This window comes from Pseudoxanthomonas mexicana (assembly GCF_010093385.1).
GTDB lineage: Bacteria > Pseudomonadota > Gammaproteobacteria > Xanthomonadales > Xanthomonadaceae > Pseudoxanthomonas_A > Pseudoxanthomonas_A mexicana.
In genome coordinates this window covers 62,284-77,518 of the sequence record NZ_PDWV01000004.1, presented here as the reverse complement: position 1 = coordinate 77,518, position 15,235 = coordinate 62,284, and the positions used below count along the sequence as shown (strand labels likewise).

Sequence of the window (15,235 nt, the reverse complement as noted above, 5' to 3'; positions counted from 1 at the left end):
CGCGTCGGCGGATAGGACAAGAAGAGACAAGCGAGTGCTGGCCAATTACCTGCCCACCCTGTTGTTCCTGATCGTCGCCACCGGCATCGGCATCGCGCTGATGGTGGCCGGACGCTTCCTCGGTCCGCGTCGTCCCGACGCGCAGAAGCTGTCCCCGTACGAATGCGGCTTCGAGGCCTTCGAGGACGCGCGCATGAAGTTCGACGTGCGCTACTACCTGATCGCCATCCAGTTCATCGTGTTCGATCTGGAAATCATCTTCATTGTTCCGTGGACGCTGGTGTTCCAGGAGCTGGGTCCGCGTGCGCTGGTCACGATGGGCCTGTTCGTGGGCATGCTGTTCCTCGGCTTCGTTTACGTTTGGAAGAAGGGAGCGCTCGAATGGGAGTGATCCAGACCGTCGACCGTCTGATGAACAACCCGATCCCGGAAGGGCGGGTGGACGACATCCTGCGCCCCGAAGGCGACAACCCGCTGCTGGAAAAGGGCTACGTGACCACCAGCGTCGACGCGCTGATGAACTGGGCGCGCACCGGTTCGATGTGGCCGATGACGTTCGGCCTGGCCTGCTGTGCGGTGGAGATGATGCACGCCGGCACCTCGCGCCTGGACCTGGACCGTTACGGCGTGGTGTTCCGCCCGTCGCCGCGCCAGTCCGACGTGATGATCGTGGCCGGCACGCTGGTCAACAAGATGGCCCCGGCGCTGCGCAAGGTCTACGACCAGATGCCCGACCCCAAATGGGTCATCTCGATGGGCAGCTGCGCCAACGGCGGTGGCTACTACCACTACTCGTACTCGGTGGTGCGCGGCTGCGACCGCGTGGTGCCGGTGGACGTGTACGTGCCCGGTTGCCCGCCCACGGCCGAAGCGCTGGTGTACGGCATCCTGCAGTTGCAGAAGAAGATCTGGCGCACGCAGACCATCGCACGCTGATCCGTCTCTCCCCCGATCCCTTTCTCTAGAGCACGCCACGCCCCATGGCTGAGCAAGCTGCAAACTTCACCGACCGGTTGCGCGCGCGTTTCAGCGACGCGACGGTCAGCGTCGCCGAGCCGCGCGGCGAAATCACCCTGGAAGTGCCGTCCGCGTCCTGGCACGCCGTGGCGCTGGCCCTGCGCGACGAATTCGGCTTCGAGCAGGCCGTCGACATCAGCGGCGTGGACTACCTGGGCTACGGCAGCGCCGAGTGGGATACCGCCGACGTGTCGTCCGAGGGCTTCAGTCGTGGCGTCGAGGGCTTCGGTCCGGGCCGCTTCAACTGGGAACAGCGTCCGCGCGACGCCGCCCGCCCCAATCGCTTCGCCGTGGTGCTGCACCTGCTGTCCTACCAGCACAACCGCCGCGTGCGCGTGCGCTGCTTCGCGCCGGACGACGGCCTGCCGGTCGTCGCCTCGCTCTGCGACGTGTGGCCGGGCCTGAACTGGTTCGAACGCGAGGCCTTCGACCTGTACGGCATCATCTTCGAGGGTCACCCGGACCTGCGCCGCATCCTGACCGACTACGGTTTCGTCGGCCATCCGTTCCGCAAGGACTTCCCGCTGATCGGCAACGTTGAAGTCCGCTACGACGAAGAGAAGAAGCGCGTGGTGTACGAGCCGGTCACCTCGGTCGAGCCGCGCGTCGGCGTGCCGCGCGTGATCCGCGACGACGCGCGCTACCAGACCGCCGCTGGCGAAGCCGCCGCGCGTGAGGGCAAGGCATGAGCAATCCGCAATCCGGCACTGCGTTCGCCAGCAACCCTGCCGAAGCCAAGCAGGAGATCCGCAACTACACGCTGAATTTCGGCCCGCAGCATCCGGCCGCGCATGGCGTGCTGCGCCTGATCCTGGAAATGGACGGTGAAACCATCGTCCGTGCCGACCCGCACGTGGGCCTGCTGCACCGGGGCACCGAGAAGCTGGCCGAGTCCAAGCCGTTCAACCAGTCGATCGGCTACATGGATCGCCTGGACTACGTGTCCATGATGTGCAACGAGCACGCCTACGTGCGTGCCATCGAGACCCTGCTGGGCATCGAGGCGCCGGAGCGGGCGCAGTACATCCGCACGATGTTCGACGAGATCACCCGCATCCTGAACCACCTGATGTGGGTCGGCTCCAACGCACTCGACCTGGGTGCGATGGCGGTCATGCTGTACGCCTTTCGCGAGCGCGAAGAACTGATGGACTGCTACGAAGCGGTCAGCGGCGCGCGCATGCATGCGGCGTATTACCGGCCGGGCGGCGTCTACCGCGATCTGCCGGACCGGATGCCGAAGTACAAGGAATCGCCCTGGCGCAAGGGCAAGGCGCTCAAGCAGTTCAATCAGGCGCGTGAAGGCTCGCTGCTGGACTTCCTGGAAGACTTCACCAACGAGTTCCCCAAGCGCGTCGACGAGTACGAGACGCTGCTCACCGACAACCGCATCTGGAAGCAGCGTACCGTCGGCATCGGCGTGGTCGCGCCGGAGCAGGCGCGCGCCTGGGGCATGACCGGCGCGATGCTGCGTGGTTCCGGCGTCGCCTGGGACCTGCGCAAGAAGCAGCCCTACGCGAAGTACGATGCGGTCGATTTCGACATCCCCGTGGGAGTGAACGGCGACTGCTACGACCGTTATCTGGTGCGCGTGGCCGAGATGCGCCAGTCCAACCGCATCATCAAGCAGTGCGTGCAGTGGCTGAAGGCCAATCCGGGCCCGGTCATGGTGCAGAACTTCAAGGTCGCCCCTCCCAAGCGCGAGGAGATGAAGGACGACATGGAAGCGCTGATCCATCACTTCAAGCTCTTCAGCGAAGGCTACTGCGTGCCGGCCGGCGAGACTTATGCCGCGGTCGAGGCGCCGAAGGGCGAGTTCGGCTGCTATCTGGTGTCCGACGGCGCCAACAAGCCGTTCCGCGTGAAGCTGCGCGCGCCGGGCTTCGCGCACCTGTCCTCGATGGACGAGATCGTGCGCGGCCACATGCTCCCCGACGTCGTCGCGATGATCGGTACCTATGATCTTGTCTTTGGTGAGGTGGACCGATGAGGGCCACGGGTAATTTCGAAGCGGCGCAGAACGTCGATCCGCTGGTGGCGTTGAGCGATAAGACGCGCGCGCACATCGACCATTGGCTGACCAAGTTTCCGCCGGACCGCAAGCGCTCTGCGGTGCTGCAGGGCCTGCATGCCGCGCAGGAGCAGAACAACGGCTGGCTGACCGACGAACTGATCGCCGCCGTCGCCAAGTACCTGGACCTGCCGCCGGTGTGGGCCTACGAGGTCGCCAGTTTCTACTCGATGTTCGAGACCGAGAAGGTCGGCCGCAACAACGTCGCCTTCTGCACCAACATCAGCTGCTGGCTCAACGGCGCCCAGGACCTGGTCGCGCACGCCGAGAAGAAGCTGGGCTGCAAGCTGGGCGAATCCACGGCCGACGGCCGCGTGTACCTGAAGCGCGAAGAAGAGTGCGTGGCCGCGTGCTGCGGCGCGCCGGTCGTGGTCATCAACGGCCATTACCACGAGAAGCTGACGCCGGCGAAGGTCGACGAGCTGCTGGACGGGCTGGAGTAAGCACATGGCAGGCCATTCCCCAGATTCAAACAAGCATGGTTCAGAAGGCTACGGCCCGGTCGGCCCGGCTCCCAAGGAGCACCAGGCCGTCTACACCACGCTGCATTTCGACAAGCCGTGGTCGTACGAGAACTACCTGAAGACCGGCGGTTACGCCGCGCTGCGCAAGATCATCGAAGAGAAGATCCCGCCGGCCGACGTCGTCGAGATGGTCAAACAGTCCGGCCTGCGCGGCCGCGGCGGCGCGGGTTTCCCGACCGGCCTGAAGTGGAGCTTCATGCCCAAGGGCGACATGCAGAAGTACATCCTCTGCAACTCGGATGAATCCGAGCCCGGCACCGCCAAGGACCGCGACATCCTGCGCTACAACCCGCATGCGGTGATCGAGGGCATGGCGATCGCCTGCTACGCCACCGGTTCGACCGTGGGCTACAACTACCTGCGCGGCGAGTTCCACCACGAGCCGTTCGAGCACCTGGAAGAAGCCACCGCCGAGGCCTACAAGCACGGCTGGCTGGGCAAGAACATCCTCGGTTCGGGCGTGGACATCGACCTGTACAACGCACTGGGCGCGGGTGCCTACATCTGCGGCGAAGAGACCGCGCTGATGGAGTCGCTGGAAGGAAAGAAGGGCCAGCCGCGCTTCAAGCCGCCGTTCCCGGCCAATTTCGGCCTGTACGGCAAGCCGACCACGATCAACAACACCGAGACCTACGCCTCGGTGCCCGCCATCGTGCGCAATGGCGCCGAGTGGTTCATGAACCTGGGCAAGCCGAACAACGGCGGCTGCAAGATCTTCTCGGTGTCCGGCCACGTCGCGCGTCCGGGCAACCATGATATCCGGCTGGGCACGCCGTTCGCCGACCTGCTGGAGCTGTGCGGCGGCATGCGCGAAGGCCGCAAGCTGAAGGCCGTCATTCCGGGCGGTTCCTCGATGCCGGTGCTGCCGGGCGAGGTGATGATGGGCCTGACGATGGACTACGACGCCATCCAGAAGGCCGGTTCCGGCCTGGGGTCGGGTGCCGTCATCGTGATGGACGACACCACCTGCATGGTGCGTGCGTGCCAGCGCATCGCGCGCTTCTACTACAAGGAAAGCTGCGGTCAGTGCACGCCGTGCCGCGAAGGCACCGGCTGGATGTACCGCATGCTGACCCGCATCGCCGAACAGAAGGCGACGCTGGACGACCTGCACATGCTGAAGGCGGCCGCCGGCCAGATCGAAGGCCACACCATCTGCGCCTTCGGCGAGGCCGCCGCATGGCCGGTGCAGGGCTTCCTGCGCCACTTCTGGAACGAATTCGAATACGCGATCGTCAACAAGCGCTTCCTGGTCGACGACCAGCGCGCCGGTACGGTCATTGAGAGCAAGGTGGCCGCATGAGTGCGCAGCCCGTCAACCCGAACCTGCCGCCGGACCACGTCACCGTCTTCATCGACGGCGTGGAGCTGGCCGCACCGAAGGGTTCGATGATCATCCAGGCGGCCGACAAGGCCGGCATCCCGATCCCGCGCTTCTGCTACCACGAGAAGCTGCCGATCGCAGCGAACTGCCGCATGTGCCTGGTGGAAGTGGAGAAGATGCCGAAGCCGGCACCGGCCTGCGCCACGCCGGTGATGGATGGCATGAAGATCGCCACGCGCAGCGACAAGGCGCTGAAGTCGCAGCGCAACGTGATGGAATTCCTGCTGATCAACCATCCGCTGGACTGCCCGATCTGCGACCAGGGCGGCGAGTGCGAACTGCAGGACCTGTCGCTGGGCTATGGCCGTTCGGTCAGCCGCTTCCAGGACCGCAAGCGCGTGGTGCCGGACGAGGACATCGGTCCGCTGGTCGCCACCGAGATGACCCGCTGCATCCAGTGCACGCGGTGCGTGCGCTTCACCGCGGACGTGGCCGGCACGTACGAGCTGGGCGGCATGTACCGCGGCGAGAACCTGCAGATCGGCACCTACGACGGCAAGCCGCTGACCACCGAACTTTCCGGCAACGTCATCGACGTCTGCCCGGTGGGTGCGCTGACCAACAAGGTGTTCCAGTTCCGCGCCCGTCCGTGGGAACTGATCGCGCGCGAATCCGTCGGCTTCCACGATGCGATGGGCTCCAACCTGTTCCATCACGCGCGCCGCGGCCAGGTGCTGCGTACCGTCCCGCGCGAGAACGAGGCGGTCAACGAGTGCTGGCTGTCCGACCGCGACCGCTACTCGCACCAGGGCCTGTATGCCGAGGACCGCGCAGTGAAGCCGCTGCAGAAGGTCAATGGCGAGTGGCGCGAAGTGTCGTGGGCGGAAGGCCTGTCCGCCGCGGCCGAGATCCTGCGCGCGAATCGTGGCGACAGCCTCGGCGTGCTGGTGCATCCGGCCGTGTCGAACGAGGAGGGCGGCCTGCTGGCCAGGCTGGCCGAAGGCCTGGGCACCGGCAACCTGGACCACCGCATCAACAACCGCGACTTCTCCGACGGTGCCGTCGCTGAGCCGTTCGCGCTGCCGCTGGCGGAGATCGAGCAGGCCGATGTCATCGTGCTGTTCGGCACCCACATCCGCCATGAGTTGCCGCTGCTGCACCAGCGCATCCGCAAGGCCGTCCGCAAGGGCGCCAAGGTGCACGTGGTCAATCCGGTCGATTTCGACTTCGCCTTCAGCATCGCCGGCAAGCGCATCGTCGCGCCATCGCAGCTGGCCGGCGCCCTCAATGACGCCGCGTTGCGCGATGTCGCCAAGGCCGCCAATCGTGCCGTGGTGATCGTCGGCGGCATTGCCGAGAACCATCCGCAGGCCGCCGCCATGCGTTCCGCCGCAGACGACTTCGCCGCCGCGACGGGCGCCTCGCTGTGCCGCATTCCGCAGGGTGCCAATGCCGTCGGCCTGGCGCGCCATGGCGTGCTGCCGAGCGGTCGCGATGTGGCCGGCATGTTCGCCGAGCCGCGCAGCGCCTACGTCATCTACGGCATCGAGCCGGGCCTGGATTTCGCCGACACGCCGGCCGCCACCAAGGCGTTGGCATCAGCGAAGGTCGTGGCCTTCAGCCATTTCGCCTGCACGTCCACGCGCGACGTCGCGGACGTGATCCTGCCGATCGGCGCGCTGCCCGAGGTCGAGGCTACGCTGACCAATCTCGATGGCAAGAACCAGCACACCCAGGCCTCCGGCAAGCTGCCGGGTGAGGCCCGCGAGGGCTGGAAGGTGTTGCGCGCCCTGGGGGGCGAACTGCAGCTGGCCGGTTTCGAGTTCACCGATGCGGCCGGGATGCGCGACGCAATCAGCAACACCAAGCCCGTCGCCATCGCGAAATCCGCAGCACCTGCGGCCAGTGCCCAAGGCTTGGAACTGGCCGTCAGCGCGGCGATCTACCGGACCGACGGTACGGTCCGCCGGGCGGAAGCGCTGCAGGCGCATCCGCTGAATGTCGGCGCCCGCATCGTGTTGAACCCGGCCGACGCGCAGGCCGCCGGCGTGGCCGATGGGCAGGTCGCCAAGGTCGGCAACGGCATCGGCACCGCTGCGTTGGCGGTGGTGGTGGACGCCCGCGTCGCCGCGGGTGCCGCCTGGATCGAAAGCGGCTACGGCGCCACGGCGCCGCTGGGTGCCGGACGCGTGACGGTGGTGAGCGCATGAACGAACTCCTGATCAACGCTGTCGGTCCCTTGCGCGAGTGGTTCTTCGGGCTGGGCGACATCGGCATGGTGCTGTGGATCGTGCTGAAGATCCTGGCGATCGCCATGCCGGTGATCATCTCGGTCGCGTTCTACGTGGTCTGGGAACGTAAGCTGATCGGCTGGATGCACGTGCGCCACGGTCCGATGTACGTGGGCATGGGCATCTTCCAGGCCTTCGCCGACGTCTTCAAACTGCTGTTCAAGGAAATCATCCAGCCCAGCAGTGCGCAGAAGGCGATGTACGTGATCGCGCCGCTGATCGTGCTGGCCCCGGCGTTCGCCGCGTGGGCGGTGGTGCCGTTCGACTACCAGCTGGTGCTGTCCAACGCCAACGCCGGCCTGTTGTACCTGCTGGCGATGACCTCGCTGGGCGTGTACGGCATCATCATCGCGGGCTGGGCGTCGAACTCGAAGTACGCCTTCCTCGGCGCCATGCGCTCGGCCGCGCAGGTCGTCAGCTACGAGATCGCGATGGGCTTCGCGCTGGTGGGCGTGCTGATCGCCGCCGGCAGCCTGAACCTGACCGACATCGTCATGGCGCAGTCCGGCAACGCCGGCTTCTTCGAGTGGTTCTGGCTGCCGCTGTTCCCGCTGTTCATCGTGTACTGGGTGTCCGGCGTCGCCGAGACCAACCGCTCGCCGTTCGACGTGGTGGAAGGCGAGTCTGAGATCGTCGCCGGCCACATGGTCGAGTATTCGGGTGCGGCGTTCGCGCTGTTCTTCCTGGCCGAATACGCCAACATGATCCTGGTCAGCTTCCTGGTGTCGCTGTTCTTCCTGGGTGGCTGGCTCAGCCCGCTGCAGGGCTGGATCACCGCCGACGTGTCGCCGTGGATCGACTGGATCTGGACCGGCGGCTGGCCGTGGCTGCTGCTGAAGGTGCTGTTCTTCGCCAGTGCGTACATCTGGTTCCGCGCCAGCTTCCCGCGTTACCGCTACGACCAGATCATGCGCCTGGGCTGGAAGGTGTTCATCCCGCTCACGATCTTCTGGATCGCGGTGACGGCGTTGCTGGTGTTCTTCGGCGTGTTCGAGAAGGGTGTGTAAGACATGAGCAAGGTTGTGCACTACTTCAAGAGCCTGATGCTGCTGGAGCTGCTCCAGGGCCTGTGGCTGACGCTGAAGTACACCTTCAAGCCGAAGTACACGCTGATGTACCCGATGGAGAAGTTCCCGCAGTCGCCTCGCTTCCGCGGCCTGCACGCGCTGCGCCGGTATCCGAACGGCGAGGAGCGCTGCATCGCGTGCAAGCTGTGTGAGGCCGTGTGCCCCGCGCTGGCGATCACCATCGACTCGGCTCCGCGCGAGGACGGCACCCGCCGTACCACGCGCTACGACATCGACCTGTTCAAGTGCATCTACTGCGGCTTCTGCGAGGAAAGCTGCCCGGTGGACTCGATCGTGGAAACGCACGTGCTGGAGTACCACTTCGACAAGCGCGGGCAGAACATCGTCACCAAGCCGCAGCTGCTGGCGATCGGCGACCGGCTGGAAGCCGAGATCGCCGAGCGCCGCGCCGCCGACGCCGCCTTCCGTTGAGGTCCGAAGCATGGATTGGGTCCTGATCAGTTTCTACGCCTTCGCCACCGTCGCGGTCGTCGCCGCCGGCGCGGTGATCAGCGTGCGCAACCCGGTGCATGCCGTGCTGTGCCTCATCCTGACGTTCTTCTCGGTGGCCTGCACCTGGCTGCTGGTGGGCGCGGAGTTCCTGGGCGTGGCCCTGATCCTCGTCTATGTGGGCGCGGTGATGGTGCTGTTCCTGTTCGTGGTGATGATGCTGGACATCGACATCGTGAAGATCCGCGAGGGCTGGGTGAAGTTCCTCCCGATCGGCCTGCTGGTCGCCGTGGTGATGCTGGGCCAGATGCTGGTGCTGATCGGCATCAAGGCGCGCACGGCCACGCCGTTCCCGGACAATGCCGCATCGGCCGCCGCGGAGGTATCCAATACCGCCTGGCTGGCGCGCACGCTGTTCACCGAGTTCCTGCTGCCGTTCGAGTTCGCCGCCGTCATCCTGACCGTGGCCGTCGTGGCCGCGGTGATGCTGACGCTGCGCAAGCGCACCGGCACCAAGGCGCAGGACCCGGCCGAGCAGTCGCGCGTGAAGGCGAGCGACCGCATCCGCATGGTGTCCATGCCGGCCGAGAAGCCGGTGCGTGACGTGCCGGCCAGTGCGCCGGCGGAAGGGGAGGGCAAGGCATGATTTCCGTAGGCCATCTGCTGGCGCTCGGCGCGGTGCTGTTCTGCATCAGCCTGGCCGGCATCTTCCTGAACCGGAAGAACGTCATCGTCCTGCTGATGTCGATCGAGCTGATGCTGCTGTCGGTCAACATCAACTTCGTCGCCTTCTCGCGCGAACTGGGCGACGCCGCCGGTCAGATCTTCGTGTTCTTCATCCTCACCGTGGCCGCGGCCGAGGCCGCCATCGGCCTGGCGATCCTGGTCACCCTGTTCCGCACGCGGCGCACGATCAACGTGGCCGAAGTCGATACGCTCAAAGGCTGATGCACCGATGACCGGTATGGAAGTCCCCCTCTCCAAGAACGTGCTGCTGGCCATCGTGCTGGCGCCGCTGCTGGGCTCGATCATCGCCGGCCTGTTCGGCCGCCTGGTCGGCCGTGCGGGCGCACACACGGCCACCATCCTGGGCGTGGCGGTCAGCTGCGCGCTGTCCTGCTGGGTGCTGTACCAGCTGGTGGTGCAGGGCGCGTCGCCGTTCAACGAGAACCTGTACACGTTCTTCGAGGTCGGCAACTACACCGGCCACGTCGGCTTCATGATCGACAAGCTGACGGCGATGATGATGGTCGTGGTGACCTTCGTGTCGATGCTCGTCCACCTGTACACGATCGGCTACATGGCGGAAGACCCGGGCTACCAGCGCTTCTTCAGCTACATCTCGCTGTTCACCTTCAGCATGCTGATGCTGGTGATGAGCAACAACTTCCTGCAGCTGTTCTTCGGCTGGGAAGCGGTCGGCCTGGTGTCGTACCTGCTGATCGGCTTCTGGTTCAAGCGGCCCACGGCGATCTTCGCCAACATGAAGGCCTTCCTGGTCAATCGCGTGGGCGACTTCGGCTTCCTGCTGGGCATCGGCTGCGTGCTGCTGATGTTCGGCACCCTGGACTACGCCACCGTGTTCGCCAATGCCACGCTGCTGGCGGGCAAGGCCGTGCCGGTGTGGAGCGGGGCCGTGACGATGTTCGGCCAGACCTGGCAGGTGCTGGACCAGCCGGTGATCTGGTCGATGGCCACGCTGACCTGCATCTGCCTTTTCATCGGCGCGATGGGCAAGTCGGCCCAGGTGCCGTTGCACGTGTGGCTGCCGGATTCGATGGAAGGCCCCACCCCGATCTCCGCGCTGATCCACGCCGCGACGATGGTGACGGCCGGCATCTTCATGGTGGCGCGCATGTCGCCGTTGTTCGAGCTGTCGCAGACGGCCCTGGACTTCGTGCTGTTCATCGGCGCCACCACCGCGCTGTTCACTGGCCTGATCGGCATCGTGCAGAACGACATCAAGCGCGTGGTGGCGTACTCCACGCTGTCGCAGCTGGGCTACATGACGGTGGCGCTGGGCGTGTCGGCCTACTCGGCGGCCGTGTTCCACCTGATGACGCACGCCTTCTTTAAGGCGCTGCTGTTCCTCGCAGCCGGCTCGGTCATCATCGGCATGCACCACGAGCAGGACATGCGGAAGATGGGTGGCCTGCGCAAGTACATGCCCATCACCTGGATCACCAGCCTGATCGGCACGCTGGCCTTGGTCGGCACGCCGTTCTTCTCCGGCTTCTACTCGAAGGACACCATCATCGAGGCGGCCAAGCATCACCAGCACGTGGCGCACGAGGTGGGCGAGAAGGTGGCCGAGATGGGCGTGATGGCCGCGCAGGGTTACCAGGGCCCGAGCGAATGGATCGCCAGTTACGGTTACTGGGCGGTGCTGCTGGGCGTGTTCGTCACCAGCTTCTACAGCTTCCGCCTTCTGTACCTGACGTTCCATGGCAAGGAGCGCTTCCGCGATGCGCATGACGACCATACCCACGGGCACGACGCGCACGACGACCATGCGCACGATGACCACGGTCATGGGCACCACGGTGCGCACGAGCCGCACGAGTCCCCGTGGGTGGTGACGGTGCCGCTGGTGCTGCTGGCGATTCCCTCCATCTTCATCGGCTTCTTCACCATCGGCCCGATGCTGTTCGGCACGGACTGGACCGGGCACCACGAGGCCACGCCATTCTTCCTCGGCGCGATCGACTTCCTGCGCCTGGATCCGACCACGGCCATCTCGGCGCGCGACACCGTGATGTCGTTGAAGGAAGAGTTCTGGCACGGTCCCGTCGGCTACGCGATCCACGGCATGCAGATGCCGCCGTTCTGGCTGGCGCTGGGCGGCTTCTTGTTGGCCACCTTCCTGTACCTGTTCAAGCCCGAACTGCCGGGCAAGATCCGCAACAGCTCGGTGGGCGCTTTCCTGACCAATATCCTGGACAAGAAGTACTGGGCTGACCACCTGTGGATCAACGGCTTCGCGGGCGGCGGCGTCAAGCTGGGCAAGGTGTCGCGCGCGATCGACAGCCACGTGATCGACGGCGCCGCGGTCAACGGCACGGCGAAGCTGGTCGACCTGGGCGCGCAGCTGCTGCGCAAGACCCAGTCCGGCTACCTGTACCACTACGCGTTCGCGATGATCGTCGGCCTGATCCTGCTGCTGGGCGCGGTCATCACGTTTTGGCAGTAACGACCTGACGTGACCGCACCCCGCGGGACGTCCTGGCGAAGAACTCAACGGATACCACAACGTGTCGAACTGGCCCCTGCTTAGTGTTCTGATCTGGCTGCCCATCCTGGGTGGCGCGCTGGTGCTCGCGCTGGGCAATGCCCGCGCCGGCGCGGCCCGCTGGCTGGGCTTCGCCGTGGCGGTGCTGACCTTCGTCTTCAGCCTGGGGCTGCTGAGCGGTTTCGACTATGCGAATCCGGGCCTGCAGTTCATCGAGAGCCACGCCTGGATCCCGAGCTTCGACATCCACTACAACCTGGGGGCCGACGGTATCGCCGTCGCCCTGCTGCTGCTCAACACGCTGATCACGGTGCTGACGCTGGCTGGCGCGTGGGGGTCGGTGAACAAGCGCGTGGCCCAGTACGTGGCCGCGTTCCTGATCCTGGAAGGCCTGACCAACGGCATCTTCGCGGCCAGCGACGCGGTGCTGTTCTACGTGTTCTTCGAGGCGATGCTGATCCCGATGTTCCTGATCATCGGCGTCTGGGGCGGTCCACGCCGCATCTATGCGTCGCTGAAGTTCTTCCTGTACACGTTCCTGGGCTCGTGCTGATGCTGGTCGGCCTGGTGTACCTGTACATCAAGGGCGGCAGCTTCCAGCTGGCCGACCTGTACGCGATGCCGCTGACCGCGAAGGAACAGACGTGGCTGTTCTTCGCCTTCCTGATCGCGTTCGCGGTGAAGATCCCGATGTTCCCGGTGCACACCTGGCTGCCGGATGCGCACGTGGAGGCCCCGACCGCGGGGTCGGGGATCCTGGCGGCGATCGCCCTGAAGATCGGCGGCTACGGCCTGCTGCGCTTCAGCCTGCCGATCGTGCCGGATGCCGGCCATGAGTGGGCCATGTTCGTCATCGTGCTGTCGCTGATCGCGGTGGAGTACGTGGGCCTGGTGGCGCTGGTGCAGGACGACATGAAGAAGCTGATCGCCTATTCGTCGGTCTCGCATATGGGCTTCGTGACGCTGGGCATCTTCATCGCTTTCAGCCTGGTGCGCGACTACGGCAACCTGGACGGCGCGCGTCTGGGCCTGCAGGGCGCGATGGTGCAGATGATCAGCCACGGTTTCATCTCCGGCGCCATGTTCACCTGCGTCGGCGTGCTCTACGACCGCATGCACACCCGCATGATCAAGGACTACGGTGGCGTCATCAACACGATGCCCTGGTTCGGCGCGTTCTTCATCCTGTTCGGCATGGCCAATTCCGGCCTGCCGGGCACCAGCGGGTTCGTCGGCGAGTTCATGGTGATCCTGGCCAGCTTCCAGCAGCATCCGCTGATCGCCTTCTTCGCCGCCACCACGCTGGTGATCGGTGCGGCCTACACGCTGTGGCTGGTGAAGCGGGTCATCCTGGGCGACGTCGCCAACGCGCACGTGGCCGAACTGAAGGACGTGTCCCTGCGCGAGGCGCTGGTGCTGGGCGGTTTCGCCGCCTGCGTGCTGGCGCTGGGCGTGTATCCCAAGCCGCTGACGGACCTGATGGAGCCGTCGATCGCGCAACTGGCGATGCAGCTCGCCAACAGCAAGCTGTAAGGAAGAACCATGACGACGCCGATGCCCATCTCCGCCGCCGACCTGCAGCCGCTGCTGCCCGAGCTGACCCTGATCGCGGGGGCGTTCGCCCTGCTGATGCTCGACCTGTTCCTGGACAACGCCCGCCGCTTCATCACCCATGCTCTGGCGCTGGTCGTCATGGTCGTCGTGGTCTGGATGCTGGCCACGGGCGTGGGCGGGCAGGGCAGCGTGTTCAGCGGCATGTTCGTGCGCGACACGCTGGCCGATGTCAGCAAGGTGGTGATCGTCGCGGTCAGTGCGCTGTCGCTGGTGTATGGCTGGCCGTACCTGCGCGAGCGCAACCTGTATCCGGGCGAGGCGCCGGTGCTGGTGATGTTCGCCACCGCCGGCATGATGATGATGGTGTCCGCCGGCAGCCTGGTCATGGTCTACCTGGGCCTTGAACTGTTGGCGCTGTGCTCGTATGCCCTGGTCGCGCTGAACCGCGACGACGGGCTGGCCACCGAGGCGGCGATGAAGTACATCGTGCTGGGCTCGCTGGCTTCGGGTCTGCTGCTGTATGGCATGTCGCTGGTGTACGGCGCAACCGGTTCGCTGCATCTGCCGGCGATCTTCGACGCCACGGGCACCGCGCTCGGCGGTGGCGGCGACCAGCGCCTGCTGCTGCTCACCGGCGTGGTGTTCATGGTGGCGGGCGTGGCGTTCAAGCTGGGCGCGGCGCCGTTCCACATGTGGCTGCCGGACGTCTACCAGGGCGCACCGACACCGGTGACGCTGTTCATCAGCGCGGCGCCGAAGCTGGCCGCCTTCGGCATGGCGTTCCGCCTGCTGCAGGACGGCGTGGGCCCGGCCGCGGCGCAGTGGCAGTGGCTGCTGGCCGGCCTGGCCGCCGCATCGCTGGTGATCGGCAACGTCATCGCGATCGCGCAGACCAACCTCAAGCGCATGCTGGCGTATGCCACGGTGTCGCATGTCGGCTTCCTGCTGGTCGGCTTCGCCGGCGGCGGCGAAGTCGGCTACTCCGCCGCGCTGTTCTACGCGATCAGCTACGCCATCCTGTCGGCGGCGGCGTTCGGCGCGATCATCGTGCTGTCGCGCCAGGGTTTCGAAGCCGACCGGATCGACGACTTCAAGGGCCTGAACGCGCGCAACCCGTGGCAGGCCGGTCTGGTACTGTGCGTGATGGCCTCGCTGGCCGGCGTGCCGCCGTTCCTCGGCTTCTGGGCCAAGCTGGTGGTGCTGGGCGCGGCCGTCAACGGCGGTTTCCTGTGGCTGGCCATCGTCGGCGTGCTGGGCGCGGTGATCGGTGCGTTCTACTACCTGCGCGTGATCAAGGTGATGTACTTCGACGAACCCGTGGGCGAAATACCGCCCGCGCGCAAGGATCGCGTGGTGCCGCTGGTGTTCGGCGTCAACGCACTGGCGCTGCTGGCGCTGGGCATCGCCTGGAACCCGATCATGGCGTGGTGCAAGCTGGCGTTCGCAGGCTGATCACGTTACCCGGGGAGCCGCCGGTCCACCCAGGGCCGGCAACGCGCGATGAATGCGATGCCCCACGCCGATAGTCCGCAAGGCTTGCAATAAATCGGCGCATTCATCATAATCTCGCCTCTGCTGCGGGGTGGAGCAGTCTGGCAGCTCGTCGGGCTCATAACCCGAAGGTCGCAGGTTCAAATCCTGCCCCCGCTACCATGTTTATCCGAGGCCGCCTTCACCAGGCGGCCGACGAAGAACCTGGGCACGCAAC

The 15,235-nt window shown here is 65.8% G+C and carries 13 protein-coding genes, 1 tRNA gene and 1 pseudogene; all 15 read left to right on the top strand.

Going from position 1 to position 15,235, the window contains the following annotated elements:
* The first annotated feature begins 34 nt into the window (after positions 1–34).
* The 15 genes and pseudogenes from CSC76_RS02770 to CSC76_RS02700 all read left to right on the top strand — a co-directional run bounded on the left by CSC76_RS02770 (position 35) and on the right by CSC76_RS02700 (position 15,180).
* The gene (locus CSC76_RS02770; protein WP_162108536.1) at positions 35–391 is read left to right on the top strand and encodes an NADH-quinone oxidoreductase subunit A; all 357 of its coding nucleotides are present in this window, start codon (positions 35–37) and stop codon (positions 389–391) included.
* Positions 382–936 carry a NuoB/complex I 20 kDa subunit family protein gene (locus CSC76_RS02765; protein WP_162108535.1) on the top strand — a complete coding sequence of 185 codons (555 nt, stop codon included), beginning with the start codon at positions 382–384 and terminating at the stop codon, positions 934–936. The genes CSC76_RS02770 and CSC76_RS02765 overlap by 10 nt, the downstream gene beginning before the upstream one ends.
* A gap of 44 nt (positions 937–980) precedes the next feature.
* On the top strand, positions 981–1,706 hold the full coding sequence (locus CSC76_RS02760) for an NADH-quinone oxidoreductase subunit C (protein ID WP_162108534.1): 726 nt from the start codon (positions 981–983) through the stop codon (positions 1,704–1,706).
* Positions 1,703–3,007 carry an NADH-quinone oxidoreductase subunit D gene (locus CSC76_RS02755; protein WP_162108533.1) on the top strand — a complete coding sequence of 435 codons (1,305 nt, stop codon included), beginning with the start codon at positions 1,703–1,705 and terminating at the stop codon, positions 3,005–3,007. Before CSC76_RS02760 ends, CSC76_RS02755 begins: the two co-directional genes overlap by 4 nt.
* Positions 3,004–3,531, top strand: coding sequence for an NADH-quinone oxidoreductase subunit NuoE (gene nuoE / locus CSC76_RS02750; protein WP_162108532.1), 528 nt, complete (start codon positions 3,004–3,006; stop codon positions 3,529–3,531). Before CSC76_RS02755 ends, nuoE begins: the two co-directional genes overlap by 4 nt.
* 4 nt (positions 3,532–3,535) lie before the next feature.
* A complete protein-coding gene (gene nuoF, locus CSC76_RS02745; protein ID WP_162108531.1) occupies positions 3,536–4,915 on the top strand; it encodes an NADH-quinone oxidoreductase subunit NuoF in 1,380 nt (459 codons plus the stop codon).
* Complete coding sequence (gene nuoG, locus CSC76_RS02740; protein WP_162108530.1) at positions 4,912–7,146, top strand: NADH-quinone oxidoreductase subunit NuoG; 2,235 nt, start codon at positions 4,912–4,914, stop codon at positions 7,144–7,146. Before nuoF ends, nuoG begins: the two co-directional genes overlap by 4 nt.
* Complete coding sequence (gene nuoH, locus CSC76_RS02735; protein WP_162108529.1) at positions 7,143–8,234, top strand: NADH-quinone oxidoreductase subunit NuoH; 1,092 nt, start codon at positions 7,143–7,145, stop codon at positions 8,232–8,234. Before nuoG ends, nuoH begins: the two co-directional genes overlap by 4 nt.
* Before the next feature lie 3 nt (positions 8,235–8,237).
* The gene (nuoI, locus tag CSC76_RS02730; protein ID WP_162108528.1) at positions 8,238–8,726 is read left to right on the top strand and encodes an NADH-quinone oxidoreductase subunit NuoI; all 489 of its coding nucleotides are present in this window, start codon (positions 8,238–8,240) and stop codon (positions 8,724–8,726) included.
* Positions 8,727–8,736: 10 nt separating this feature from the next.
* The gene (locus CSC76_RS02725) at positions 8,737–9,390 is read left to right on the top strand and encodes an NADH-quinone oxidoreductase subunit J (RefSeq protein WP_162108527.1); all 654 of its coding nucleotides are present in this window, start codon (positions 8,737–8,739) and stop codon (positions 9,388–9,390) included.
* The gene (gene nuoK, locus CSC76_RS02720; protein WP_056881218.1) at positions 9,387–9,692 is read left to right on the top strand and encodes an NADH-quinone oxidoreductase subunit NuoK; all 306 of its coding nucleotides are present in this window, start codon (positions 9,387–9,389) and stop codon (positions 9,690–9,692) included. Before CSC76_RS02725 ends, nuoK begins: the two co-directional genes overlap by 4 nt.
* Positions 9,693–9,708: 16 nt before the next feature.
* Positions 9,709–11,934 carry an NADH-quinone oxidoreductase subunit L gene (gene nuoL / locus CSC76_RS02715; RefSeq protein WP_162108526.1) on the top strand — a complete coding sequence of 742 codons (2,226 nt, stop codon included), beginning with the start codon at positions 9,709–9,711 and terminating at the stop codon, positions 11,932–11,934.
* A 61-nt stretch (positions 11,935–11,995) separates the two neighbouring features.
* A pseudogene (locus CSC76_RS02710) lies at positions 11,996–13,506 on the top strand (NADH-quinone oxidoreductase subunit M).
* 9 nt (positions 13,507–13,515) lie between these two features.
* The gene (gene nuoN / locus CSC76_RS02705; protein WP_162108525.1) at positions 13,516–14,979 is read left to right on the top strand and encodes an NADH-quinone oxidoreductase subunit NuoN; all 1,464 of its coding nucleotides are present in this window, start codon (positions 13,516–13,518) and stop codon (positions 14,977–14,979) included.
* A gap of 124 nt (positions 14,980–15,103) precedes the next feature.
* A tRNA-Met gene (locus CSC76_RS02700) sits at positions 15,104–15,180 on the top strand.
* Positions 15,181–15,235: the final 55 nt, after the last annotated feature.

Coding starts and splice junctions, on each gene's coding strand:
- nuoG (WP_162108530.1), top strand. CDS start 4,912: ATGAGTGCGCAGCCCGTCAACCCGAACCTGCCGCCGGACCACGTCACC.
- nuoL (WP_162108526.1), top strand. CDS start 9,709: ATGGAAGTCCCCCTCTCCAAGAACGTGCTGCTGGCCATCGTGCTGGCG.
- nuoK (WP_056881218.1), top strand. CDS start 9,387: ATGATTTCCGTAGGCCATCTGCTGGCGCTCGGCGCGGTGCTGTTCTGC.
- nuoF (WP_162108531.1), top strand. CDS start 3,536: ATGGCAGGCCATTCCCCAGATTCAAACAAGCATGGTTCAGAAGGCTAC.
- CSC76_RS02725 (WP_162108527.1), top strand. CDS start 8,737: ATGGATTGGGTCCTGATCAGTTTCTACGCCTTCGCCACCGTCGCGGTC.
- nuoI (WP_162108528.1), top strand. CDS start 8,238: ATGAGCAAGGTTGTGCACTACTTCAAGAGCCTGATGCTGCTGGAGCTG.
- CSC76_RS02755 (WP_162108533.1), top strand. CDS start 1,703: ATGAGCAATCCGCAATCCGGCACTGCGTTCGCCAGCAACCCTGCCGAA.
- CSC76_RS02765 (WP_162108535.1), top strand. CDS start 382: ATGGGAGTGATCCAGACCGTCGACCGTCTGATGAACAACCCGATCCCG.
- nuoE (WP_162108532.1), top strand. CDS start 3,004: ATGAGGGCCACGGGTAATTTCGAAGCGGCGCAGAACGTCGATCCGCTG.
- CSC76_RS02760 (WP_162108534.1), top strand. CDS start 981: ATGGCTGAGCAAGCTGCAAACTTCACCGACCGGTTGCGCGCGCGTTTC.
- nuoN (WP_162108525.1), top strand. CDS start 13,516: ATGACGACGCCGATGCCCATCTCCGCCGCCGACCTGCAGCCGCTGCTG.
- nuoH (WP_162108529.1), top strand. CDS start 7,143: ATGAACGAACTCCTGATCAACGCTGTCGGTCCCTTGCGCGAGTGGTTC.